Origin of the sequence: Jeongeupia wiesaeckerbachi, from assembly GCF_050916355.1 — a bacterium.
GTDB lineage: Bacteria > Pseudomonadota > Gammaproteobacteria > Burkholderiales > Chitinibacteraceae > Jeongeupia > Jeongeupia wiesaeckerbachi.
This window is the reverse complement of record NZ_CP136946.1, coordinates 3,424,968-3,448,352: the sequence shown is the minus strand read 5'-3', so window position 1 is coordinate 3,448,352 and position 23,385 is coordinate 3,424,968. Positions and strand designations below refer to the sequence as shown.

Annotated in this window: 25 protein-coding genes and 1 tRNA gene; 20 read left to right on the top strand and 6 right to left on the bottom strand. The window is 59.9% G+C overall.

Annotated elements, in window-relative coordinates; translation table 11 throughout:
• Positions 1-7 precede the first annotated feature (7 nt).
• The gene (locus tag R0382_RS16640) at positions 8-1,465 is read left to right on the top strand and encodes a rhomboid family intramembrane serine protease (protein ID WP_432721035.1); all 1,458 of its coding nucleotides are present in this window, start codon (positions 8-10) and stop codon (positions 1,463-1,465) included.
• Here R0382_RS16640 and R0382_RS16635 read toward each other — a convergent pair.
• The 3 genes from R0382_RS16635 to trmL form a co-directional block, all read right to left on the bottom strand.
• Positions 1,459-2,742, bottom strand: coding sequence for a tetratricopeptide repeat protein (locus R0382_RS16635; protein ID WP_432721033.1), 1,284 nt, complete (start codon positions 2,740-2,742; stop codon positions 1,459-1,461). The two genes, R0382_RS16640 and R0382_RS16635, sit on opposite strands and share 7 nt — an antisense overlap.
• Before the next feature lie 128 nt (positions 2,743-2,870).
• Positions 2,871-3,554, bottom strand: coding sequence for a ParB-like protein (locus R0382_RS16630; RefSeq protein WP_432721031.1), 684 nt, complete (start codon positions 3,552-3,554; stop codon positions 2,871-2,873).
• Position 3,555: 1 nt separating this feature from the next.
• Positions 3,556-4,020: a tRNA (uridine(34)/cytosine(34)/5-carboxymethylaminomethyluridine(34)-2'-O)-methyltransferase TrmL gene (gene trmL / locus R0382_RS16625; RefSeq protein WP_432721030.1), complete on the bottom strand. Its 465-nt coding sequence runs from the start codon at positions 4,018-4,020 to the stop codon at positions 3,556-3,558.
• Positions 4,021-4,157: 137 nt separating this feature from the next.
• Here trmL and R0382_RS16620 point away from each other — a divergent pair, with 137 nt between their 5' ends.
• From R0382_RS16620 to R0382_RS16575, 10 genes are all read left to right on the top strand, one after another.
• Entirely contained in the window at positions 4,158-4,466 is a 309-nt protein-coding gene (locus R0382_RS16620) for a hypothetical protein (protein ID WP_432721028.1), read from the top strand.
• 112 nt (positions 4,467-4,578) lie between these two features.
• Positions 4,579-5,430, top strand: coding sequence for a formyltetrahydrofolate deformylase (gene purU / locus R0382_RS16615; protein WP_432721027.1), 852 nt, complete (start codon positions 4,579-4,581; stop codon positions 5,428-5,430).
• Positions 5,431-5,443: 13 nt separating this feature from the next.
• Positions 5,444-5,980, top strand: coding sequence for a hypothetical protein (locus tag R0382_RS16610; protein ID WP_432721026.1), 537 nt, complete (start codon positions 5,444-5,446; stop codon positions 5,978-5,980).
• The gene (gspF, locus tag R0382_RS16605; protein ID WP_432721025.1) at positions 5,977-7,176 is read left to right on the top strand and encodes a type II secretion system inner membrane protein GspF; all 1,200 of its coding nucleotides are present in this window, start codon (positions 5,977-5,979) and stop codon (positions 7,174-7,176) included. The genes R0382_RS16610 and gspF overlap by 4 nt, the downstream gene beginning before the upstream one ends.
• Before the next feature lie 34 nt (positions 7,177-7,210).
• Positions 7,211-7,648, top strand: coding sequence for a type II secretion system major pseudopilin GspG (gene gspG, locus R0382_RS16600; RefSeq protein ID WP_432721024.1), 438 nt, complete (start codon positions 7,211-7,213; stop codon positions 7,646-7,648).
• A gap of 6 nt (positions 7,649-7,654) precedes the next feature.
• On the top strand, positions 7,655-8,137 hold the full coding sequence (locus tag R0382_RS16595) for a GspH/FimT family pseudopilin (protein WP_432721023.1): 483 nt from the start codon (positions 7,655-7,657) through the stop codon (positions 8,135-8,137).
• Positions 8,130-8,498 carry a type II secretion system minor pseudopilin GspI gene (gene gspI / locus R0382_RS16590; protein WP_432721022.1) on the top strand — a complete coding sequence of 123 codons (369 nt, stop codon included), beginning with the start codon at positions 8,130-8,132 and terminating at the stop codon, positions 8,496-8,498. The genes R0382_RS16595 and gspI overlap by 8 nt, the downstream gene beginning before the upstream one ends.
• On the top strand, positions 8,479-9,078 hold the full coding sequence (gspJ, locus tag R0382_RS16585; RefSeq protein WP_432721020.1) for a type II secretion system minor pseudopilin GspJ: 600 nt from the start codon (positions 8,479-8,481) through the stop codon (positions 9,076-9,078). Before gspI ends, gspJ begins: the two co-directional genes overlap by 20 nt.
• An 8-nt stretch (positions 9,079-9,086) precedes the next feature.
• Positions 9,087-10,004 carry a type II secretion system minor pseudopilin GspK gene (gspK, locus tag R0382_RS16580; protein ID WP_432721019.1) on the top strand — a complete coding sequence of 306 codons (918 nt, stop codon included), beginning with the start codon at positions 9,087-9,089 and terminating at the stop codon, positions 10,002-10,004.
• A gap of 169 nt (positions 10,005-10,173) precedes the next feature.
• Complete coding sequence (locus R0382_RS16575) at positions 10,174-10,512, top strand: DUF2845 domain-containing protein (protein WP_432721017.1); 339 nt, start codon at positions 10,174-10,176, stop codon at positions 10,510-10,512.
• A 66-nt stretch (positions 10,513-10,578) separates the two neighbouring features.
• On the opposite strand, the gene R0382_RS16570 is transcribed toward R0382_RS16575, so the two are convergent.
• Positions 10,579-10,878, bottom strand: a complete 300-nt coding sequence (locus tag R0382_RS16570) for a hypothetical protein (RefSeq protein ID WP_432721016.1) — start codon at positions 10,876-10,878, stop codon at positions 10,579-10,581.
• An 809-nt stretch (positions 10,879-11,687) separates the two neighbouring features.
• Here R0382_RS16570 and R0382_RS16565 point away from each other — a divergent pair.
• Complete coding sequence (locus R0382_RS16565; RefSeq protein WP_432721014.1) at positions 11,688-11,933, top strand: hypothetical protein; 246 nt, start codon at positions 11,688-11,690, stop codon at positions 11,931-11,933.
• Between the two features lie 563 nt (positions 11,934-12,496).
• On the opposite strand, the gene R0382_RS16560 is transcribed toward R0382_RS16565, so the two are convergent.
• Positions 12,497-12,952, bottom strand: a complete 456-nt coding sequence (locus R0382_RS16560; RefSeq protein WP_432721012.1) for a hypothetical protein — start codon at positions 12,950-12,952, stop codon at positions 12,497-12,499.
• 948 nt (positions 12,953-13,900) lie between these two features.
• Between R0382_RS16560 and R0382_RS16555 the strand changes: the two genes are divergently transcribed.
• From R0382_RS16555 to R0382_RS16530, 6 genes are all read left to right on the top strand, one after another.
• Complete coding sequence (locus R0382_RS16555) at positions 13,901-14,782, top strand: hypothetical protein (RefSeq protein ID WP_432721010.1); 882 nt, start codon at positions 13,901-13,903, stop codon at positions 14,780-14,782.
• 755 nt (positions 14,783-15,537) lie between these two features.
• On the top strand, positions 15,538-17,007 hold the full coding sequence (locus R0382_RS16550; RefSeq protein ID WP_432721008.1) for an RHS repeat domain-containing protein: 1,470 nt from the start codon (positions 15,538-15,540) through the stop codon (positions 17,005-17,007).
• Between the two features lie 36 nt (positions 17,008-17,043).
• Positions 17,044-17,379 (top strand): hypothetical protein, encoded by a 336-nt coding sequence (locus R0382_RS16545; RefSeq protein ID WP_432721007.1) that lies wholly within the window; start codon positions 17,044-17,046, stop codon positions 17,377-17,379.
• 78 nt (positions 17,380-17,457) lie between these two features.
• Positions 17,458-17,916 carry an RHS domain-containing protein gene (locus R0382_RS16540; RefSeq protein ID WP_432721006.1) on the top strand — a complete coding sequence of 153 codons (459 nt, stop codon included), beginning with the start codon at positions 17,458-17,460 and terminating at the stop codon, positions 17,914-17,916.
• Between the two features lie 398 nt (positions 17,917-18,314).
• Positions 18,315-18,389 (top strand) — tRNA-Arg (locus R0382_RS16535).
• Between the two features lie 422 nt (positions 18,390-18,811).
• On the top strand, positions 18,812-19,210 hold the full coding sequence (locus tag R0382_RS16530; RefSeq protein ID WP_432721004.1) for a hypothetical protein: 399 nt from the start codon (positions 18,812-18,814) through the stop codon (positions 19,208-19,210).
• Between the two features lie 396 nt (positions 19,211-19,606).
• Here the strand turns inward: R0382_RS16530 and R0382_RS16525 are convergent, their stop codons facing one another.
• Positions 19,607-20,338, bottom strand: a complete 732-nt coding sequence (locus R0382_RS16525) for a helix-turn-helix domain-containing protein (protein WP_432721002.1) — start codon at positions 20,336-20,338, stop codon at positions 19,607-19,609.
• Between the two features lie 117 nt (positions 20,339-20,455).
• Here R0382_RS16525 and R0382_RS16520 point away from each other — a divergent pair, with 117 nt between their 5' ends.
• Positions 20,456-21,220, top strand: coding sequence for a hypothetical protein (locus R0382_RS16520; RefSeq protein ID WP_432721000.1), 765 nt, complete (start codon positions 20,456-20,458; stop codon positions 21,218-21,220).
• Between the two features lie 13 nt (positions 21,221-21,233).
• Positions 21,234-23,384 (top strand): bifunctional acyl-ACP--phospholipid O-acyltransferase/long-chain-fatty-acid--ACP ligase, encoded by a 2,151-nt coding sequence (aas, locus tag R0382_RS16515; RefSeq protein WP_432720999.1) that lies wholly within the window; start codon positions 21,234-21,236, stop codon positions 23,382-23,384.
• Position 23,385: the final 1 nt, after the last annotated feature.

Sequence of the window (23,385 nt, the reverse complement as noted above, 5' to 3'; positions counted from 1 at the left end):
GACACGGATGCTGATTCTGCCCTTGCCGGCGCAACCCGACTGGCGCCGCCCGCCGTGGGTGACCTTGCTGCTGATTGTCAGCTGCTGCCTGATCTATTTTGGCGCGCAGTATCATGATGACGCGCGTCGCGAGCGTGCCTTCCAGCGCTATCACGCGGTCGGCTTGGCCGAGGTCGAGCTGCCGCGCTACCTCAGCGAGCTCGAGCGTCGCGGCGAACGGGCGCTGCTGGCTGAGCTGCGCGCGCAGGGGGACGGCCTGTCACCGCTCACCTTGATGGCCTTGCAGGGCGATCCGGATTTCCTGCAGCGGCTCGCCAGTGACCGGATCATCACGCCGGACATGCCCGAATACGCCGAGTGGCGCAGCGGCAGGGCCGAATTCGACCGCTTGTACCGGCAGGTGTTCACCGATCGTTTTGCCTTGCGGCCGGCGGCGCCGACAACGGTGGCGACGCTGATGCATATGTTCATGCACGGTAGCGTTGACCACCTGCTGGGCAATATGGCGATCCTGTTTATCGTCGGCTACACCGTCGAGGCGGCGCTCGGTGGTAGCGTGTTTCTGCTGTTCTACGTGCTGGCGGGCCTCGGCGCGGCGATTCCGGATCTGATCGGCGGCGCGCCGCGCTACTCGGTCTCGCTGGGCGCGTCCGGCGCGATCGCTGGTGTGATGGCGATGTTTGTCGTGCTCTATGGCCTGCGCAAGATCCGCTTCTTTTACTGGGTCGTCGTGTACTTCAGCACGATGAAGGCGCCGGCACTGATCGTGCTGCCGATCTGGCTGCTGACCGAGTTGTGGATGAGGCTGAGTTCGCCCGAGAGCAACGTCAACTATATGGCGCACTTTGCCGGCCTGTTGAGCGGTGCCGCGCTGGCCGCCGCGTATCGCGGTTATCGCAAGGGGCGGTCGGCTGCGCGGATCGAGGCCGACGACGTAGCCGAACAGGATGTCGTGCAGCGACGTCAGGCCGAGCAGTGGGCCAAGGCGCTGCAGTTCGACAAGGCGGCAACGGCCTACGCCAGACTGATCCAGCGACAGCCCGACCGCGCCGCGCTTGCCGCCGCCTTTTATCACGTTGCCAAACTGCAGGCCGATTCGGCCTTGCGGCAGCAGGCGGCGCTCAAGGTGCTGGAGCTGGCGCCAGCCGAGCCAGCGCTGCGTGCGGCGGCATCCGAAGCCTGGCAGGTTGCGCTGGCCCAGCGCTGGCCGCTCCCGAAGCTGTCGGTGTCGCAGTGGCTGCGGCTGGCTGCGGGCTGGCTGGACGACGGTCAGCTCGACAGTGCCGACCGCTTGTTGCGGATGCTGGTGCAGCGCGCACCTGCGCAGGCGGCGCTACCTGCCTTGCTATACCGTACCGGCAAGCAGTTCCGGCAGCAGGGCGAGGCGAGGCGCGCCGACGCCGTCTGGCTGCTGCTGACTCAGCATTATCCGGCCGCCGATGAGGTCAGGCTGCTGCCTCACTGAGTTGCGAGCCGGTCGAGTACCTGCAGCAGCTTCTCGGCTTCGGGGCGGGCGGCATGCTGCGGGAAGCGCGCGATCAAGGCCTGCAGCAGTTTTCGGGCCTGCGCATCGTCACCCCGGTGCTCGCACAGGATGCGCGCGCCCAGCAGCATCGCCGAGGCGATCTCGGCATTGCCCGGATAACGTTTTTCAAATCCGCGCAACAGGCTGATCGCCAGCGCGGGTTTGTGCTGCTCGCGCGCCAGTTGTGCCAGCCGCACGGCCAATTCACCGCCGGCCGGCTGGAAGTCGGCAAGCCGCAGCCGGACCGACTCGACGACACTCAGGCCCTGACCGGGCTTGCCGGCATGCTGTAGGGCCGCAAGGTAGTGGTTTGCCGCGCTGCGCAGCATGTCGTCCGCCGCCTCGGTGGCCAGCAGCAGTTTCAGATAACGCTCGTGCAGCGTAAGGTCTGCAGCGTGCTCACGCAGCGCGCTGCGCAGCGCCATCAGCGCGGCATCGGTATTGCCGGCGCTCAGCAGCGCCCCGACTTCGTCGATCGCGCGTTGCTGCGGCGTTTGCGGTGTCGGTGCCGCGTCGTGCACGGCCAGACCGATGGCGTCGTGATACTGATACAGCACGTAGCCCATCAGCCGGTACATCACCAGCGTGAAGTACATGTAGATGAAGCCCACGCCCAGCCAGATCAGCAGCGGGTTGTCGAGCCAGCGCGGCAGGTAGTACGTCGCTGCCGAGGCGCTGATCCCGAGCATGGACAGGCAGGCCCAGAGGCCGAGATAGGGCAGGCCGATATCGCGGATCAGACCCCAGAGCCGTTCGGGCGATACCGACTCGATCAGGCTGTCGCTGAGGGTGAGCTGCATGATGCTGGCCGGCCAGACCAGCAGCAGTACCAGCGACAGCAGTTCGGCAGCCAGCGACCCTAGCGCCGTGCCGGCCAGCGCTACGGCGGCGCCAGCAAGCACCAGGGCGGCGAAGTGTTTGTAGGGTCGCCAGCGATGTGATTCGTCATGCTCGAACGCCAGCGGCATTTCGCCGTGGAGGCCGATCGCAGTGCGCTCCAGCACAGAAAATGCGAAGCGCAGAAAGCAGACCGCGACAAGCAGCATGCCCAGTGTGCTGGGCAATCCGCCGCCGGTCAGCCACATCAGCGCGCCAAAGATCAGCACGAAACCGATCAGCGGCAGAAGCGCTTCCACCCGGAACGGATAGGCGAAAAACCCGGGAAAGCACTCCCAGTAGGGGGTGATGGCAGCGGCGGTCGGGCGGCGCGTGGTCATGGTCTGGGCTGGGTGAACGGAAACGCCGATACTTTATCCGAGCAATAGGATCGGCGTCATTTTTACGTCAGACAGTGACTGCGTGTCGGGCCGGAGCGGGCGTGCCGGGTGTCCGGCGCTTCTGCCCCTCAGTCGCCGTGTTGGCAATCCTTGCGGTAGCCGGGTAGATCCGCTGCGGCGGGCGCGCAGGCCAGTTTGCGGGCTTGTTCGATGGCTGCGGGGAGTGCCGCGCGATCGAGCGTGCGCCAGCCCATTTGCTCGCCAAAGTAGCGTGCCCACGCAAATTCGACGAAGTAAGCGTGCTTGGTCTTGTCGTAGATGCCCGCATCCTGCGCGTAGCCGGCCAGGCTGCGGTAGGGATCATCGCCGAGGGCCGTCAGCGAGGTCGGTAACTGGCTCGGCTGGATCGCCTTGCCGCGTGCGTCGTACAGCCAGGCCCAGTGGCGCGCCGCCATTTGCGGCCAAAAATCGCTGTCGAGCTTGCCGATCAGTCTGACCGTTGCCTGTGTCTGGCCGATTTTCAGCAGCGCGCTGCTCAGGTGATGGCGGTCGGTCAGATAGAAGTTGCCATCAGGGCCAAGTACGACCGGAATCTGCTTCTTGCGTTCGATCGTGTCGAGCTGCGCCGCTGTTTTGCCGACGAGCTCGCTCGCTTCGTCATCGACCTGCATTTGCCCGACATTGGCCTGCGTCGGGCGCAGCGCGGTCAGCGGCAACTGGCAATCGTTGCCGACCGGCGTTTGTGTCGTGCACGGCGCTGCCAGCAGTAGCGGGCTGGTGAGCAACAACAGGGCAAGCATCTGAATGCGCATATTACGTTCCGTCGGCGTAGCCGTTTTGTCGCCAGGCTTCGAACACCGTGACCGCGACCGCGTTGGAAAGGTTGAGACTGCGCTGGCCGGCCTGCATCGGCAGGCGGATGCGCCGTTCAGCGGCGAAGCGGGCCAGTACTTCGTCCGGCAGGCCGCGCGTTTCCGGGCCGAAAACAAACACATCACCGGGCTGGAAGCGCAGCGCATCGAAGCGCGTGCTGCCCTTGGTCGTCATTGCAAAAAAGCGCCGGTCGGGCAGGGCTGCGAGCAGTGCATCCCAATCCTCGTGAACGCGCAGCTCGGCGTACTCGTGGTAGTCGAGCCCGGCGCGCTTGAGCTTGCTGTCGTCAAGTTCAAAACCCAGCGGTTTGACAAGGTGTAGCGTACAGCCGGTATTGGCGGCCAGACGGATGACGTTGCCGGTGTTGGGGGGGATTTCCGGCTGGAAGAGGACGATGTCGAACATTGGATGAACCGATAAATGGTGGGTGATTATTGACGCAATGAGTAAGTGGTTGTGCCTATGCTGCAGCAGCACATTATGTGTCGGGGTAAGTCCCTATGGTACTGATTCCAGAAGAGATTCTGATCTCGGCAGCAAAGATGGCCATGCTCGACGGGCTGGCACCGGCGCAGACGATGGCGGTGGTGTTTCGCGCGATCGATCATGAATTTGCCGGCGCCGGCGGGCGCCGCTTCAATCCGGCCCGTACCGCTGGGGTCGGGGCGGCGATCTATGCCGCCATGTTCGGCTATCCGCTGCGGTTTGTCATCGACCCGACGGCGCGCGGCGGGCATCGCTGGGAGAGTGAACTACCCGAACACGGCTACAGCCAGCCGTTTCAAGGCCTGTTCATCGAAGCCATGCTGCTCGTCGACAGTCATCGGCGACGCCGGCAACTGGTTGCCTGACTGTTGTCACTGCGCTGACATGTTCTGCCGTTAGCCTTGCGCTCTCAGCGTTTCTGCCCAGTGCGAAAGCGAGCTGCTAGAATCGGCTGCAGCTTTCTATACCGGAATCTTCATGAATACCGCCACTTTGCTGATCAGTTGCCCGGACCGCAAAGGCCTGTCTGCCGCGATCGCCAATTTTCTGTACACCTACAACGCCAACATCGTTCACGTCGATCAGCATCAGGACAATTCGGAAAATCTGTTCTTGATGCGTGTCGAATGGGATCTGACCGACTTCACCCTCGATATGGGCGCGTTCACGCCGGCTTTCCAGCCGATCGCCGATCGTTTTCAGATGCAGTGGACCGTCGCGCTGTCGGCCGAACGGCCGAAGATGGCGATTTTCGTCTCCAAGTACGACCATTGCCTGGTCGATCTGCTGTACCGCCACAAGAGCGGCGAGCTGCATTGCGACATTCCGCTGATCATTTCCAATCACGAAGATTGCCGCGCGCTCGCCGAGTTTTACGGTATCGCCTATCACGTGATTCCGGTCGGCAAGGACAACAAGGCCGAGGCCGAGGCCGCGCAGAAGGCGCTGCTGCTCGCGCACGGTATCGACCTGATCGTGCTGGCGCGCTATATGCAGGTGCTGTCGCACGAATTCACCGCCGCGTATCCGCAGCGCGTGATCAATATCCACCACAGCTTCCTGCCGGCGTTCGACGGCGCCAAGCCTTATCACCGGGCCTTTGCGCGCGGCGTGAAGCTGATCGGTGCGACCAGCCACTATGTGACCGAAGTGCTCGACGATGGTCCGATCATCGAGCAGGACGTCATCCGCATCTCGCATCGCGACGATGTCGAAGAGCTGATCCGCAAGGGCCGCGACCTGGAAAAAATGGTGCTGGCGCGCGCGGTGAAGTGGCATCTCGAGCACCGTGTGCTGGTGTATTCGAACAAGACCGTGATCTTCGCCTGATCCGCCGGGCCTGATGCAAACTCTGATTCGAGACGCCTTCGACGTCGCCCGTTTCAAGGTCGCACCACTGGCGCACTATCGCTATCCGGTGTGGCAGCCGTTGCTGTGGCTGGCGCTGCTGTCGACGGCGGCAGCGCTCAGCGCCGGTGATTTTGACGCGCCGTTGCCCGCCCGCGTGGCATTTTTCGTCACGCTCGACCTGCTCAGCAGCATAGTGTCGACCTTGTGGCTGATGGGCTGGCTCAAATTGCTCGACCGCAAGCCGCTGGGCGCCAGTCTGTTTCCGCTGGTCGTACTCGCGGCGACACCGCAGTTGTTGCAGCCGCTCGTCTCGCTGCTTGGAGGCGATGCCGAACTGGTCGCGACGATCGTGCTGACGCTGTACGGCCTTGTCGTGCTGGTTCGTGCGGTGGCCGTATCCACCGCCCACCGCGCTGGGCAGATTGTCGCCGGCTTGCTGGCCTATCTGCCGCTGGCGCTGCTGCAGTACGGGCTGGCGGTGCAATTGGCCACCTCGTTTGGCTGGGTTGCCGCCGAGGTGGCGCGATGAGCGCGTTCCGTTATCGCGCAGTCGACGCCAGCGGCAAGGAAGTACGCGGCGGGATCGAGGCCGATAACGCGCGTGGTGCAAGACTGCAGCTGCGTGAGCGTGGCCTGTGGGTCAGCGAGCTGAACGAAGGCGCCATCGACGCCAGAACGCAACGTCAGCGTCGCCTTGGTACCGCGCGGCTGGCGTTGTTGACGCGGCAGTTGTCGACGCTGCTCGATGCCGGATTGACGATCGACGAGGCCTTGGTCGTGCTGGGCGAGCAGAGCGACGGCGAGCGCGAAAAAGCACTGGTGGCGGCGATCCGTAGTGAAATCCTCGCCGGCGTGTCGCTGTCGCAGGCGCTTTCGAGTCATCCGGCGGCATTCCCCGAGTTGTACCGCACCATCGTCGCGGCCGGCGAAGAGTCCGGCAAGGCGGCGGCGGTGATGCAGCGGCTGGCGGATTATCTGGAAAGCCGTGCGGCACTGGCGTCCAAGGTGATGCTGGCCTTCATTTATCCGCTGGTCGTCATGGTCGTCTCGGTACTGGTCATCGTCGGCCTGCTGACCTGGGTCGTGCCGCAGATGGTGACGGTGTTCCAGAGCGCCAAGCAGACACTGCCTTTTCTGACGCGCGCGCTCTTGTGGGTCAGCGCGCTGGTCCGTGATTGGGGGGCGGTGCTGCTGGCTGCGCTGACGCTTGCCGGCTTTGCTGCGTGGCGTGCTTTGAAGCAGCCCGGGTTTCGCTGTGCTTTTGATCTCTGGGTGTTGCGGCTGCCGCTGTTCGGCCGCTTCGTGCGGGCCGGCAACACCGCCAGACTGGCGTCGACGCTGGCGATTCTGGTCGGCAGCGGCGTGCCGCTGCTCCGTGCAATGAACGCTGCCGCTGGCGTAATCGGCAACCTGCCATTGCGCGATGCGGTGCAGACCGCCGCCGCGCAGGTGCGCGAGGGGATGACGCTGTCGCGGGCGCTGGCCGAATCGAAACTGTTTCCACCGGTACTGATTCACCTGATCGGTAGCGGCGAGGCCACCGGCCGGCTCGAACATATGCTCGACAAGGCCGCGCAGCAGCAAAGCCAGGAACTGGAAAACCGCGTGGCGACCTTCACCAGTCTGCTCGGGCCGATCATGGTGCTGCTGATGGGCGGCGTGGTGCTGCTGATCGTGCTGGCGATTCTGATGCCGGTCTTCGAAATGAACCAGTTGATCAAATAAAGCAATCCAATAAAAACGTAAAAACGGAGTAGAGATGATGCAAGCCCGAAGCGCGGTCCAGCGCGGTTTTACCCTGATCGAAATCCTCGTCGTCATCACGATTCTGGCGATTCTCGGTGCGCTGATCGTACCCAAGATCATGGATCGGCCGAACGAAGCACGGGTCGTCGCCGCCAAGCAGGACATCCGCAGCGTGGTGCAGGCGCTCAAACTCTACAAACTCGACAACGGTCGCTATCCGAGCACCGAACAGGGACTGAAGGCGCTGACCGAGAAACCGAGCGCGCCGCCGGTACCGATGAACTGGAAAACGGGCGGCTACCTCGAAAAATTGCCCAAGGATCCGTGGGGCGGCGATTACCTCTATCTGAACCCGGGGCTGCACGGCGAAATCGATGTGATGAGCTATGGCGCCGACGGCGCGCAAGGCGGCGAAGGCTACGATGCCGACGTCGGCTCCTGGCAGCAGTAAGCAGTCGTGCAGCGTTGTCGCGGCTTCACGCTGGTCGAGATCCTGGTTGCGCTCGCCATCGTCGGCCTGATTCTCGGGCTGGCGGTGGTGAAGCTGAACGATTCGGACGCGACGACGCTGTCACGTGAGGCCGAACGTCTGGCGCTGCTGCTCGATAACGCGCGCGATGCAGCGATCAATTCCGGGCGGACCACGGCATGGTCCAGCGATGGCCGCGGTTATCAATTCTGGCTGCTTGACGACCAGAACAGCTGGCAGGCGATCGGCGCCGACGAGGTGCTGCGCGCACGGTCATTTCCCGAAGGCATCAGCTTGAGTGCATTGACGATCAATCTGCGCGATCGACCGATCGGCGAGCGCATCGTGTTCGAGCCGTCGGGCGTCAATGCGCCGTTCCATTTCGAATTGCAACTTGGCGATGCCCGCTGGCAGCTCGATGGCGATGCAATGGGGCGGGTCAGTGCCCGCGCGGTGGGCAGGAATGACTAGCCGCGGTTTTACGCTGGTCGAGGTGCTGGTTGCGCTGGCGGTGCTCGCGATCGCGATGGCGGCGGCCTTGCGCGCGGTGTCGGCAAGCACCGATACCGCTGGCGAGCTGGCGACGCGCACGCTCGCCGGCTGGGTTGCGCAGAACCGGCTTGCCGAGATCACCGCGCGCGGCGACTTCCCCGATCCCGGGCGTCGCGAAGGTCAGGTGGATATGGCTGGGCGGTCGTTCGTCTGGCAGGAGGAAGATGGCATTTCGCCCAATCGCAGCTTCCGCCGCGTCGAAATCAAGGTGTACGCCGCTGGCGACACCAGCCACGCTTTTGCGACCCTGGTTGGCTATCTTGCCCGTACGCCGCGCTGACCGTACCGGGTTTACCTTGCTCGAGCTGCTGATTGCGCTGGCGATTTTCAGCGTGATTGCGCTCGTTGCGTGGCGCGGGCTTGATTCGGTTGCGACGACCAAGCTGAGACTCGATGCCGAGGCGCAGCAGTGGCGCGATCTGTCGCTGGTCTTCGACCGGATCGGCGACGACGTCGGCCAGTCGGTGCAGCGGCCGTGGCGTGACGGCAGCGGCCAGTTGCAACCGGCCCTGGTCGGCCGTCACGGCGAGGCCGCGGTGAGTGCGCCTGCGCTCGAACTGGTGCGGCTGGTGCGAGACCGCGACCCGCAACGCGTGGCCTACCGTCTGCATGATGGCCGCTTGGAGCTGCTGCTCTGGGATTCGCTCGATCCGGCGCAGAGCGAGCAGGCGAAGGTCTTGCCCTTGCTCGAATCGGTCGAGCAGTTTGTGCCGACCTTTCTCGACAACGCGAATCAGTGGCAGCCGCGCTGGCCGACGAACGCCAGCGATCCGGCGTCGGCGCCATTGCCACGGGCGGTCAAGATTACGCTGGCGCGTAATGGCAGTGCGCCGATTGAACGGATATTCGCGCTGCCATGAGGCCAACCATGCGGAGAAAACAGGCCGGTATTGCGCTGATTACGGCGGTGATTACCGCCGCGCTGGTGGCCGCACTGGCGGCGTGGATTGCCTGGCGGCAGCAGCTGTGGTTCTTCCAGCTGGAAAACCAGCTCGATCAAGGGCAGGCGAGGGCGATTGCGTACTCGGGCGTGCAGCTCGCGCGTTTCACGCTGCGCGATGATGCGCGCAATAATCAGGTCGACCATCTGGGCGAGCCATGGAATGTGCCGATTCCGGCGATCCCGGTCGAGCAGGGCAAGGTCGGCGGCCGCTTGCTTGAACAGCAGGGGCGATTCAACCTCAACAATCTGATCAGCAACGGCGTCGCCAGCGACAACGATATCGCCGCCTGCCGCCGTTTGTTCGAACTGGCGGGTGTACCGCCGCAACGGGTCGATGCGCTGGTCGACTGGCTTGATGCCGACGGCGAGACCCGCCCTGGTGGTGCCGAGGACGCCGCGTATCTGGCCTTGCCTCAGCCCTATCGCGCGGCGAACCAACCGCTGACCGATCTGGCATCACTGGTCCGGGTCCAGGGTTTTGATGCCGAGACCATTGCGCGGCTCACGCCGTTCGTCTCGGTGCTGCCGCCACAGACGCCGATCAACGTCAATTTTGCGCCACCCGAGGTGATCGCTGCGATCGTGCCGGAGCTGGCGCTTGCGGAGGCGCAGGCGGTGGTCTCACGTCGCGCCGGCCGCCATTTCGCTTCTGTGGGCGAGTTCATCGCTGCGTTGCCCGAACGCGTGCGAGGCCAACTTCGGCCTGAAGCGTTGACGGTGCAGAGTCGCTATTTCATCAGCGAAGTCGACGCGCAGTTTGGCCGGGTGACGGTGCGATATGCCGCGCTGCTCGAACGCAATGGGCCGGATTTTCCGAGGCTGCTCTGGATGCGCCGACGGTGACGAGCTGAAGCGATACATAGGCTTACTCGAATGTAACTTGCAAAACACACTGTGAACGCTGAACCTTCAAGGTTGGCGCTCGTCCAAGCCCCTCCATGTCAGCGCTGTGTATTCGTTCAAGCGTCCGAGTTCAAAACGACAACGGCAAATACTCCAAGTGTGTAAATCCATGAAACTTACCGCTATTACCCTCGCAACGGTCTCCGCGCTGTGCGTAGTACCCGCCCTTGCCGATTCATTCCGTTGCCAGAATAGCCTGGTGTCCGAAGGGGATTCACGGGCAGCTGTGTTGCAGAAGTGCGGCGAACCGCTTGCCAAGGATTCGTTCTGTGAGGCCAGGCAGACCAGCACTACACCGCTACCCAATGGCGGTACGGTGGTCAATGTGACCCAGTGCGAAACCGTCGACGAGTGGACCTACAACCCTGGCAGCGGGAAGTTTCTGACCACCTTGCGTTTCGAGTCGGGCCGGCTCAGCAACATCAAGCTGGGTGATCGCGCCAAGTAACGGCAGCACGAAGCACCGGGCGGCCTGAGTAGACCGCCTTGATCGCTGCCGGCGACATACGTGTATTCAATACTCGATTCGTACGGCGCTCTTGCCGTGGATGCTGGTCACGCTGATGCGCCTGATCGCCGGTCCTGGTAGCGCGTAGATCGCCTGCAGACGCTCAATGCTCAGCCGCATGCGTTCCAGGCATCGACCGACCTGGCGTCGTGGTCCGCTGACATGCCCCAAGGCCCAGTTGGCTTCGCCGGACTTGGGCGTACGCAACACTGGCGGGCCGAACTCCACCTCGGCAAAGCCGCATTCGCGGGCCTCGCGGTTGATCAGCGCCATCAACTCCTCACTCGATATCAATTGCCGTTCCATGATCTTCCCCAGAATGTACGGATACAGGTCGTGAGCACAGAATCTTGTTTTTACTGACAATTTACTGCTGAACGATCGTCAACAAATCAATTGGACGTTAGCGATGCAAGCCACTGCGGGACGGACAGCTAGCTGCATCAGGGCGTCACATTCCGTGTGTTCCCTATGCTGAGCGTAGTCGGAAATTCGCGAACTCCAAGGCCGGGCGCTGAGCGTCATCAGGGCACATTTTGGCGTGTCCTTGTTCAGGGCCCTGTTCTGTGGGCGTACGGCAAACGCTGGCCCTGCTTGGGGTAGGGTGAACGACCGCAGTCCCAAAACGATGGGCTGCGTAGTTTGGCTTGGGAGTGAAGGAAAACAACGTGGCCGGGGGCTTCCCGAGGTACGGCATGAGATCCCGGGCTGGGCTGTTTTACGCGGTGATCGTGCCCCCAGGCGATGTTTTGGAGCGATTTCCGGCGTGTTCTCAGCGGGGCGGATCGGCGCCGATCGGAGGAGGCTGGAAATCTGCAGCGGCATCCGTGATGAGGTTCCGCGCGGGGCAGAAAACCATGGGTTGCGTGATCATTGGTCACGCTTGAGCGTGGGGACGAGGCCAGCTCGAAGTGGTGTCGTCGCGTCGATGGTCGATGCGGGTGGTGACAAAAATTTCAGACAGACGACGTAACCTGATGGAACTTCTTGGGTCCAACTGAGCTGACAGCCATCCCTCATGGAGTCAGGGGCAACTCATTCACCCGAATTGCGCAAGCGCAGGCTGTTACCTTTCGGTGCAACCGGGAGGCTCGCTCGCGAAGGAGGATCACTTAATGCAAGTTAGATCGGTATTTGTGTTTAGGGGAAGATGCGGGGAGGTCTGCTTTGCGATGCCGGATCAACGCGGCGAGAAAGAAGAGCTGGACGTTGTACTTGAAACACATAAGAAATTACAACCCGATGAACGTAGCCCAACCTATGGCGAATATGCCGATGATCTGGCTCAGGATCTGGGCTTTGAGCGTCTGACCTATTTCTATGCTGATCGAGATGGTGAACCCAAGGTCATTCTCAATTGATGGACCCGCATTTTGATTTGATCTCCAGACGGAACGTGACGATACATGTGCTGGTTCTGTCGTGATGTAAATTCAGGTTGTTTGATATCTGTGGTTTTCAAATCCAAATTACTCAAGCCCTGGCTGCGCAAGCGATCAGGGCTTTCTCAACTTCGCTCGATAGCCGTGTTGCCTAAGAAGATTTTTATTTGTAAATTTGATGTTGGGTGCGTAGCGATAGTTGTCGATTCGTGACCGAACGAATATTCAGTCTTTGATCTATCTTGGGTGGCTGCCATTGCACTGTTCGCCGGGTTTGCTGTGGCGGAATTCAGTGGTTTTTTGGTGGGTGGGCGCAATATTTACAAGTGAACTAGAGTTGGTCCCAATGAAGTTGGATGGTGTTTTTTTTGTTGATTTTAAGAATCAATAATATGTAGTTGATTTTCGTGGTTGTCGTTGCGTTGCATGCGTAGTAAATTGGGTGCACGTTGAAGCTGGCTTTGCCAAATAGAGCCGTGTTGCTCGTGATGGGGGGAGCATGCTGTATATTCGGTGTCCGTTGTTTTTGCTTGCTGCCGGGGCTAATCTTCAAGAATTTCGATAATTTTGTCCGGTGTTGGGGTCTCTGGTCGGTAAAGCGTGCCACAGCTGTGTTGGCCAATGATCAGGTCATCATTTGTATCTTTTGTATTGATCAGGCCTAGATTGTGCGCCACCGGATCGTCAATCCCATCTTCGACCGCACCCGTATTGCTCATTTTATGGCTCCATTTGGATGGGCCATGCCGATAAAAATGGTAGTCCAGTCTTTCCCCCTCGTAGGTGTTGATGAAAACGGCGATTTGGTAGGCGGTTGCATTTTGTTGCGACAGCAGACCATCGGCCTGGCAAGCCTCCATGACGATGCGCGCCGCTTCGTTGACGTCTGTTATCCCCTCCAGATCGACGCTCTCATGCGCTTGACTAAGTGATCCCGGTGCGAAGTTGTAATTGACGTTCCACGCATAACCATAACAATTGGCATTTTCAAACGGCATTTGCTGCTCCCGTGGATTTGTGCTGATTCTGCTTGCGATTGCTTGGCATGCCTTGGTCCTCGGCATCACTGCGATCAGCTACAGCGTAGTCTCGGCAAAACCGGTCTGCTTGGTTGAGCCGGTCCTGGGGGGGGCGAAACAACAATATGGGGCACCAAAAACGCCTCGACTGGCCGACGATGAGGACCACGACGCTGCGCGCTCACAGTGCGCTGCTGAAGCTGGATTGGTTGAGTGCAGATGCCGGTGGCGTTGAATCGAGAACGATGCCGTTGTTTACGTAGCGCGGGCATTCAATCAGCGCCCCTGCTTCAGAAGCAAAAAGCCCGCCATTTAGGCGGGCTTTTTGCCGTCGGCGCTACTTGCCCACGGCGCTTGATCCTATTTGCTCGGCGTCGAGGCTTGGATCAGATCGGCCAAATCCGAGGCATGTAGCCGCAGTAGGGCGTTCTGGCCTTCGCGCTAATGAAGGACACGATGACAATCCTTGTTTTTCATGCTTACGTGAACCTTTTGATTTTCTCTGTGTGAAGAGATACTATCTGACAGAGGCGGATGTGCGGTGGTGAATTACCTTGGCTTAATATCAGACTGGCTGTGTTTGTACATGCATGTACGTTAATGTTAGATGGTCGAATATAGTAGCCAAGTGAGTTACTTGTATTTCTCTTAATTTCGCTATTATCTGCTTCTTATTAAAGAAGCATGGATTTGCCGTAGTCTACGGAGTTGCGACATTTTCATTGAAGAGCTATTGATACTTGCTGGTGTTGGCGGGTTTCCAAGGTGAGCGCAATATTATTGAGGTTGGTGTAGTTGGCTGCGCGCTATTCGTCTGGATCGTATTCCCGTAGCTGCGACGCCCGTATCGATATCACCTTTCTTTCTCATGGTTGATACTGTTTGTGGGAAATGAGCGATTGTTTTCTAAATGGTTAGGAGCGGGTTATGCCATTTTCTCAGCCGTACAAGACTTATTTTACTAAAGGTGATCTTATTTATGGCCTAGCTCCGTCTCGAACTGGCCTTATGATTAAATTCTTCGGTGCGGATTTGATTTTAAGTAAAGCAACCGACGTGAAATTTGTAGCCACAACAGTTGATCACTATCGAGGTGAGACATTTTGGCAAAAAATCTCCGAATATGATCAGGCATACGCTGAAGAAATTAAGGGGTATGTGCCGCAGTACAATCAGGGTTCGATTGATGAGGCACAAGAGAGGAGGTTGGCGAGAAAGGGGGTGGCGCTTGATTTTTCAAAGGATCTCACTGGTTTTCAAGAGCAGTTAGGCGGTCATGCTAAGTATGGAAGGTACATGACTGAACTAAAAAAACATGGCATGAATGAAACTGCATTTGCAGGAAAAGTGAGTGATGTAATATCTAATTCAGCGTTTCGCGCCAAGTCAAAATTTGGGATGGAGTGGACCATTAAAAAAAATGAAGGTAGAGATGTTCACTCTATTCATTCGGCGGTCCATATTCATTTTGTGCTTGATAGCATGGATATGGCCGCTGTTGTAACAAAAACCCATCGATTCGAGGATTCGAATCAAAACGTGTTGGCTCAGGATCTTCCGAGGGGTAAATCTAAACCTGGTGATGATAGAATAAGAACGATCACTCATTCTGAGTTGCGCTGGATTTATCGTAATCGCAATAATCCGTTGGTTCAGCAGAGTGTCCAATTTTGGAAAGATAAAGACCCCTGCTGCCCCCCTTGGGATAACGACGGGGAAACGGTTAAATTGCCTTCAGGTAAGGATGTTTCTTGGAAGGCGGCATGGACTATATACAAGCCGAGTATGACTCATGATACGATCATCTGATCGAGATCTTGCGTCTGGTTTCTATATTATTCGGACAATGAGAAAGCCCGCCAAATCGGCGGGCTTTTTGCTACAAATGCTGCGTGATTCGCAACGTGTTCATCCGATCCCAATTTGTCACTGCGGCTTGCCGTTGTAGATCGATCAGTTCGGCAAGGTCTTGGGTATGTACCATCACGGGGCCCTCTGGTTGTGCAACGACGATGGCGGAGGGGTGCACCGGGTATGGTGAGTACCTCGGCATAGGCCGTGATACCTGCAATGAGACTCGCCCCGGAGTAGGAACCGCATGCATCAAGAGTGCGTGTGTGCAAAAGCGGTTGTCGACTGGCGCACGCTGCACAGTTCCTACCCCAGTGCCGACGCCGGTGCCCACACCCGTTCCTACTCCGGTGCCCACTCCGGTACCAACACCTGTTCCTACCCCGGTGCCGACACCTGTCCCCACCCCGGTGCCCACGCCGCCGGGCTTCCAGTACAACCTTTACAAGGTAGATTACGCCACCCAATCCTCCTGCCAGACCCAGTGCGGTTCGCTCCCGCTCGTTGAGCAACTTAGCTACCAAGGAACCACCTGCAGCCCAAGCGCCATTGGCGATGCGTGCACCCAGACGGGGCAGTATCTGGGGAAGGGAACGGAGCTTTGCAACCTGGTACGCCCAGGGGTTGGTACGCCGTGTATCAAGAGCGCGTGCTTGCAGCGTCGCATTTCAACCGGCCAGCGTTGCTACCCCTAAGGTGCGAAGGACAAGAACATGAAAAATATCGCGCGCTTGAATGTACTGCCGGCCGTCGCATTGGGTCTGGCCCTGTTGGCTCCGGTCACGGCGTCGGCCGTGGCCACGGTACTGGACACCAACTACCGCTACGACGGCAACAACAACGTCACGCAGATTCAGGATACGGTTTACCCGGAACTGAACCGGACACTGAGCTACGACGAAATCGACAGTCTGGTCGTCGCCAACGGCCCGTGGGGCAGTGGCGAGATTTACTACGACGGCAACAACAACATTCAGCGACAGAAGTACGGCGACTGGCTGATCGACTACAACTACGACGCCCAACAGCGGCTGACCGGGGTGCAAGGCGCCAAGAACTACGCCATGCAGTACGACGGCTGGGGCAACATGACCACCCGGGGTGACGGGGTCAGCTTCCAGTACGATGCTGCCGGCAATCTGCGCTACGCCAACAAAGGCGCGCCCAGTCAGATCGCCTACAGCTACGACGGCGCCGGCCAGCGCGTGCTCAGTGTCGGCAACAACCTGAACCGGATCGAATTCACCAACTCGGCCGGGCAGTTATTGTACGAACAGGACCTTGGCACCGGCACCACCCGCGAATACATCTATCTCGGCAGGAACAAGACTGCCGATATCGAAACGCGCAGCGGCGCCGAGACAGTCACCTACTACCATACCGATGTGCTGGGCAGCCCAGTTGCGGCGACCGACGTCAACGGCAATATCTTGTGGCGCACCTACTATCGCCCGTATGGCGAGCGGACGGTGGGCGGCGACGGTGGCAAGAACAAGCAGTGGTTTACCGGCAAGCCCTATGAGGATCAGATTGGCCTGAGCTATTTTGGCGCGCGCTGGTATGACCCGGTGCTGGGGCGGTTTGCGGCGATTGATCCGGTGCCGTGGGTGGAGGGAAATCCGCTATACAGTTTCAATGCATACGCATACGCATACGCATACGCATACGCATACGCATACGCATACGCATACGCATACGCAAGCAAAAATCCGTTTAAGTACATTGATCCGGATGGAAGGGAAGTTGCTAGCACCGCTGGTAGTGTTTTGGGACCACACGCGGGCTGGATGGGGGTTGATGCTAAGGCCAGTTGCATTGGCTGTGTTGCTTCCGGAGTTTGGGCGAAACAAATGCAGCAGGTATGGGCTTTTGCAGGAAATCCGGCTTTGGCTGTTGGTATGGTTAGTCCTACCGCTGTCGTAACAAATGTAGTTGCGCGTGTCGAAGCGGTAATCTCTGAAAAAGCGTCGCATATCTTTGCTAAAGGACACTTTGATAACGTTGGGACTCAGAAAGAAGTTTCTGCTGATACTGCAAATGCAGTAAAGCAAGCGGCAAAGGATTTGACGGAAGGAAATAACACTATTACTGCAACAATAAGGGATCAGGTGACCACTGTCAGAGTTAGAATTTCTGACGGTAAGCTGGTTAACGTTAATGCATTTCCGGGGGTTTCAGAGTGAGCACTTGGGAAAACTATCGATTTGCGGTGAGTTTGAATGAAGAACTTCAATGAAGTGACTAGTAAAATTGTTGCTTCCATTGTTGAGTTGAGTGCAGGTGCGGCACTGGCGGAACAACTTGTGCTTGCTGATGTGGAGGTGACCGAAATGACAGATTTCGGATTCTTTGCTGACTTTCGGTTTTCACCCGAAACTGCGGTGGAAAAGAAAATTGAAGAGCCTAGTAGAGTATTTGTATATTCACTTTGGAATATGGGTGAAGAGGTTGCGGATATTTTGATTCACAGTTCTTGCGGAGCTATCCAATACTTGGAAGTGCAGTTCTATGATAGGATTTCGTGTGACCATATTGATGATTTTGAAGTGCGGTAGCACGGAGAGGCCATAGGTGCAGCAGCAACGATTTCTCACAGCGCGTGATCGGTATAGGGGAGTCAGGGGCTGCACTATGTGATACGACGGCTGGGGCTACTGATCACCCGCGGTGACGGCGTCGGCTTCCAGTACGACGCAGCCGGCAACTTGCGCTACGCCAACAAAGGCGCGCCCAGTCAGATCGCCTACAGCTACGACGGCGCCGGCCAGCGTGTACGCAGCGTCGGCAACAACCTGAACCGGGTCGAATTTACCGACCAGGCCGGCCAGCTGGTGTACGAGCAGGACTTGAGTAGCGGTACCACGCGCGAATACCTCTACCTCGGCCGCAACAAGGCTGCCGATATTGAAACGCGCAGCGGCGCCGAGACGGTCACCTACTACCATACCGATGTGCTGGGCAGCCCGGTTGCGGCGACCGACGTCAACGGCAATATCTTGTGGCGCCGGCACGGCACCCAAGTCGGATGCGGCCATGACTTCGAGGCTTCGGCGCTTGGTATCCGGGGTGGGGCATCGAATTCGCTGATGTAGCGGTTGAGCAGATCGGCCACGGTGAGGCCTTTGTTCTGGATTTCGCTGGCGACCTGGTCGGCGCCACGTTTGACGATTTGCGCTTCGACCAGAGTGCTTACTCGCTGGCATCTCGCTTGCTGTCAAAGGTCTTCGACCGGTTGAGGATCAGCTTCCTGCCGTCTTTAACGCGGACCGTTGCCCGCCATTTGCCGTTGATCTGTATAATGCGCAGCCATGCTGAGTGCGGCTGGATGTCGTTAGTGACTCGCTGCGTAGCACTTCAGTCGCACTGACCACCCAAAAAAACAGCGAAAAATGACGTTGAACGCAGAGAAGTAGCACCCGTTGTTTTGGCCTGTTTTATTGGTTAGGTGCTTGAAATTATTGAGGAAACAAGGGTTTCACTCAAGATCTATGCCCCTGTAGTTAAATGGATATAACGGGCCCCTCCTAAGGGCCAGTTACAGGTTCGATTCCTGTCGGGGGTACCACCGCACTTTCCGCATTTCCCTTTCCCCGCTAGACCCCGCCATTGCTTGGTTTCGCCGGTGCAAAGCCTCTGTCAGCTCTCATTTTTCCTGGACGTAAGTGTAAATTCCCCGGCGTCACTACGCCAAAATTACGCCATGGTCACGTATCGGAAACGCAGCGCGGGATGGTGCGCAAGGGGACTAGGGAGCCGGCAACGTTCGATGCCAAGGCCGAAGCGGTTGCATGGGCAACGAAGCGAGAGGCGGAGATTCTTTCCCGGGCGTGGGGAACGTTGCAGGGGCACACGCTATGCGACGCGCTGGAAAAGTGCAGATGTGAAGTCGGCTCGTCAAAACCAAGCGCACGGTACGAGGATTTACGACGCAAGGCATTCCGGCGTCGTAGCCCGGGTCAAATGTTGACGTAGCAATCTGAGGTAATGATGCCTGATTCCGATCTTCTGGCGTTTTGCGATTCCGAAGTCTCGAATATCGAGACTCGGGCGGGACACATTGTCGTTCGGATTTCGGCGGGCCATGTTCATCGCTCAGGCGGCCTGCCTGGCGCGGATGATCGTGCCGGGTTTCTGCAGGCCCTCGAGCTAACGTGTTTTCAGCCGTCGGCAATTCATCAAGAGGCAGGCTGTGTCGGAAACCTTTCAAGCGGCGTGCTGCGTGTGGGTGGCGCGATGTTGCGTCTGGTTCCGGTTCCGTTTGAGTCGGCATGCAGCGTCGAACTGGAGCTCGTATTTTCAAACGGCTCTGTTTGTCGAGTGACTTGCCTGGGTGTCACGCTCAAACCAGCCGGGGAAGCGCGTTTCGTGGAATGGCTAAAGTGCTGACAGGCACGCGCCAGCCCATGTCGCCGACGGCGCCATGAGGGAGTGGGGGCATCAGCGCTGGCGTTTTTTCCACAGTACGGACTGCACCGAGCGCAACTGGAATGCCTTGTTCCAGTCTTGCTCGTTGCAACCGCCTGCGACGTGCTTAGTTTCACCGATTCGAACCTGACGTAATCAGCGAAAAAATCCAGCGGGCTTCGCACCTGCTTGAAATGCCGCCGCCGCATTGGGGCATTGTGGTTGGCAGGTTTCGGCGTCCGGGCAGCGGTTGAGTCGTCCGGGTGGGGGCGCCAGTGGCGGCGACCAATGCGACCAAGGTAGATGCTGGATACTCCGGGCAAGACTGGCGAGCGTGGCCCAAGCAACCTCGCATCGCTGCGGCAGTCTGTCACCACGTTACCGCCGCAAAGCCGTAAACGCCGCCGGCTCCCAAACCCGCATCGCACATAGCAAGCCAACCCCTTGACGCTCGGACAGTGGTGCATCGCGACTGTCGTCGTGCAGTTCCGCCAGGCGCTGGCGCAGCTTGCGCAACTCGACCTGCATCGTTGCCACTGCCGCCGGCGTCAGCATCGCATGCGAGAAAGCAAGCGTCTCGGTGTCTGCATCAAAGGGACTGCCGAGAAATTCGCCCATCCCCTGACGCAGGAAAAACATCCGGATCGGACCTTGCGGCAACCAGTTGAAATCCCGGGCGACGTTGAGGCGGACCCGGTCGCCGGGGAGCAAATCGATCATGCGGAGCCGGTCGAGGCGGGCCAGGTGGACGATGACCTGAGGCACCGTCAGGGTGTAGGTCCGGGTGATGTCGGCGATGGTCCAGTGGTTCAGGACGCACACGGCGACGAGCAACAGTTGTTCGTCGGCGACGAGTTCCCGCTCCTGTGCCACCTCCAGCAGGTGCAGCCGGCCTTCGGCCTGGGCGGCCTCGTGGGTCAGTTCGGCGAGGGTGAAGCCGAGCACTCGGGCAATCTCTGCCAGCCGCTCGAGCGTGAATCGTCCGCTGGCGAACAGCCGTTTCACGCTGGGTTCGGCCAGCCCGAGTTTCCCGGCGAGGTCGCGGTAAGTCAGTCCCTGCAGTTTGAGCTGCCGCTTGATCGTTGCGATCAACTGGTCGGTTTCGCGCATGTCAAAAGTATCATTAATAGATACTTTTTATGCTAACTCATGTGACTTCACAGAGATGAGTTTTCTATATAGCTACTTTCGCCGATGCTGTGCGCATTCCACCCCCCGGAGCCCGACATGCTGCGCACACTGTTTCCGATCCTCGCCACGCTGGTTCTCGTGCTGGCGGGCCTTGTTCATGGCCCGATCGCCCAGCTGCCGAATTACCACGCGTTTGCCGACCAGGCCCGGCACTTCGGCATTCCGCATTTCGCCGACGTCGTCTCCAACTTCGGCTTCCTGCTGGTCGGGCTCTGGGGTTTCGTCCGAATCGCACCTTACCGTGAAGAGGTGGCGCTGGCGCACGGCTGGCCGGGTTACCGGCTGTTTCTGTCCGGCCTGCTGCTGACCAGCATCGGTTCGACCTTCTACCACCTCGCGCCCGATGACGCGCGTCTGGTCTGGGACCGGTTGCCGATCGCGCTTGTCTGCGCCGGCTTGCTGGCTGGCGTCTGGGGAGATACCCACCAGCGCGATGGCCGTGTCCTTACCCTTGTCCTCGCCGGCCTGGCGGTCGCAAGCGTGGCGTGGTGGTGGTTCACCGGTTTGACCGGCATCGGCGATCTTCGGCCGTATCTGCTCCTGCAGGCACTCCCGATCGTGCTGGTGCCCATCTGGCAGTGGGGCGGAAACCGTCGCGACCGCGTTTACTTCGGCTTGGCGCTGCTGCTGTACGGCGTGGCCAAGCTGGCCGAGCTCAACGATCACCTGATCGGCTCGGTGCTGTGTCTCACTGGCCACACGCTCAAGCACCTGTTGGCGACGCTGGCGGCCGCCAGTATCGTGGCCGGCCTCGAGTTGCGGATTGCACATGCGGTCGCGTTTGTTCCGGAACAACGATAAGGAAGGGAAGATCATGCTCAGAATCATGTTGCGGTGGGCGTTGAAGGTGTTGTTCCGTATCGAATTCCGCTGCGATCCGTCGGTCTTCAACAATCCGAAAACCCTGATCGTTGCCAACCATGAATCCCTGCTCGACGGGCTGCTGCTTGGCCTGTCGCTGCCGGTGAACCCGGTCTTCGTGGTGCATACGCAGGTGGCGCGTCATCCGCTGTTCCGGATCGGCCTACGCTTCGTCGACCATCTGGCCGTCGACTCGACCAGTCCGCTGGCGATCAAACAGATCGTCCGGCTAGTCGACACCGGTCGACCGGTGGTGATCTTTCCCGAAGGCCGGCTGACCCGCACCGGATCGCTGATGAAGGTCTACGACGGCGCTGCCTTTGTCGCCGCCCGTACCGGTGCGGTGGTGGTGCCGGTACGCATCGATGGCACCGGCCGCAGCTACTTCGGCCGGCTCGCCGGCGTTTATCCGCGCAAACTGCTGCCCAGGGTCGCCATCACGGTCCTGCCACGCCGGGCTATCCCGATGCCCAACCTGCCGTCGGCCAAGCTCCGCCGCCGCCGCACGGGCGAGCTGCTACGGGCCATCCTGCTCGACATGCTGGTCGCAACCCGGCCGCAACGGACCCTGTTCGACGCCTTCCTCGACGCCAAGGAAAGCTTCGGTGCCAACTACAAGCTGGTCGAGGACATCCGGCTGCAGGAGGAGTCGTACGGCTCGCTGCTGAAGATGACCCTCGGCATGCAGCGGCTGCTGTCCCGCATCACCGCCGCGGGTGACGTGGTCGGTGTCCTGACGCCCAACGCAGCGCCGACTCTGGGGCTGATCCTGGCCCTCAGTGCTGGACGGCGCGTGCCGGCGATGCTCAACTACACCGCCGGCCAGGACGGCTTGCGCTCGGCCTGCACCGCGGCCGGCATCCGCTCCATCGTCACCTCGCGCACCTTCCTGGAGAAAGCGCAGCTGACCACGCTGGTCGAATCGTTGCCGGGTATCACGGTGCATTACCTCGAGGACCTGAAAACCCAGGTCCGCCTTGCCGACAAACTCTGGATCGTCTGGCACCTGTGTTTTGCCCGCTGCGCTGCGCTGCCGCAATCGCCGGAAGATCCGGCGGTGGTCCTGTTCACCTCGGGGTCGGAGGGTAAGCCCAAGGGCGTGGTGCATTCGCATCAGTCCCTGCTGTCGAACGTGGCGCAGGTGAGGGCGGTCGCGGATTTCACGCCACTCGACAAATTCATGATCGCGCTGCCCATGTTCCATTCATTCGGGCTGACCTGCGGCGCGATCCTGCCGCTGGTGTCCGGCTGCAAGGCGTTTCTCTACCCGAGCCCGCTGCATTACCGGATCATCCCCGAGGTGGTGTACGACCGGGATTGCACGGTGCTGTTCGGCACGTCGACCTTCCTCGCCAACTACGGCAAGTATGCGCACCCCTACGATTTCGGCCGCTTGCGCTACGTGGTCGCCGGCGCGGAGAAGCTGGCGGACGACGTGCGCAAGCTGTGGATCGACAAGTTCGGCATCCGCATTCTCGAAGGCTACGGTGTCACCGAGTGCGCGCCGGTGGTGGCGGTCAACGTGCCGATGGCCTGCAAGATCGGCAGCGTTGGTCAGCTCGTTCCCGGTGTCGAGGCAAAGCTCGAGGCCGTCCCTGGCATCGAGGACGGCGGGGCACTGCACGTGCGGGGTCCGAACGTCATGCTGGGCTACTACCTGTTCGACCTGCCGGGCCAGATCCAGCCGCCGCAATCGATGGGGCCGGGCTGGTACGCCACCGGCGACATCGTCACGATTGACGATGACGGCTTCGTGCACATCCGCGGCCGCCTCAAGCGGTTCGCCAAAATCGCCGGCGAAATGGTGTCGCTCGAAGTGGTCGAGCAGTTTGCCGCAGCCGCAGCCCCTGGGCATGTCCATGCCGCCTCCAGCCGCCCGGACGCCGCCAAGGGCGAGGCGCTGGTGCTGTTCACGACATCGCCGGCGCTGAGCCGGGATGCGCTGCTGGCCGCTGCCCGAGCCGGGGGCGCCTCGGAACTGGCGGTGCCACGCGTGATCCGGCAGCTCGAGGCGATTCCGTTGCTGGGCTCGGGCAAGACCGATTACGTACAACTGAAACAGCTGGCGGCCGACACTGCGGCCCCGGCGCCGATCGAGGCCTGAT